Consider the following 741-nt stretch of genomic DNA (forward strand, 5'->3'; position numbering starts at 1 on the left):
GACACAGCTTGCGATGACCCTAGCTGACACTGGGAGAGCGAGCAAATCGCTGCGATTGTGCAGCTTTTTTAATTAAAACATTGCAACAATAACGTTCGATAGCTTTAATCATATATGCTATAATAGGTATATAGAAGGAGTGGTCGAATGAGCGCTTATGAAAAACATGTAAACGGAACAGTAAGTGAGTTGTTAGCAGAAGCTTTTTTTGTTTCAAAAGGATACATAGTGTCTAAACCTATAAATGATTTCAATGAATATGATTTGATTATTGATTGTGAAGATGGTTTAAAAAGAGTTCAAGTGAAAACTGTTTATTGGGACAACGCAAAAATGAGAAACGTTATCAGCTGTGTAACTTCACACATCAGAAGTAATAACCAAAGATACAACAAGAAATATAACGCCAAATCGTTTGATATATTGTGTGCTGTTCATAAGGACACGAAGACTTTTTATTTGATACCATTTGAAGATATAAAAGGTAGAAGAAGTATTACCTTTTATCCAGAAGGGAAACCAAAACAGTTAATTCCAGATACGTTGATTTTGAATCTTATAGAGAAACGTTGTAACATTCATCTATCATGTCGGGTGCAAATCCCGACCAGCGATATTGCCGAGACGTGAGGCCGACGCGTGGCCGGAGCGTGAGATTGCCTTGCTATCGATACAAGGATAAGCGTTTCATTGACTATAGCTTTGAGACCAAGATGGGCTGGTACGGATCGCCCATCAATT

Annotated in this window: 1 protein-coding gene; it reads left to right on the forward strand. The window is 37.8% G+C overall.

Annotated features, from left to right (window positions below):
• Positions 1 to 147 precede the first annotated feature (147 nt).
• Positions 148 to 630: a group I intron-associated PD-(D/E)XK endonuclease gene (locus tag BVJ53_RS14745; protein ID WP_129302980.1), complete on the forward strand. Its 483-nt coding sequence runs from the start codon at positions 148 to 150 to the stop codon at positions 628 to 630.
• Positions 631 to 741: the final 111 nt, after the last annotated feature.

This window comes from Lacticaseibacillus chiayiensis (genome assembly GCF_004123795.1).
Lineage (GTDB): Bacteria > Bacillota > Bacilli > Lactobacillales > Lactobacillaceae > Lacticaseibacillus > Lacticaseibacillus chiayiensis.

Coding starts and splice junctions, on each gene's coding strand:
- BVJ53_RS14745 (WP_129302980.1), top strand. CDS start 148: ATGAGCGCTTATGAAAAACATGTAAACGGAACAGTAAGTGAGTTGTTA.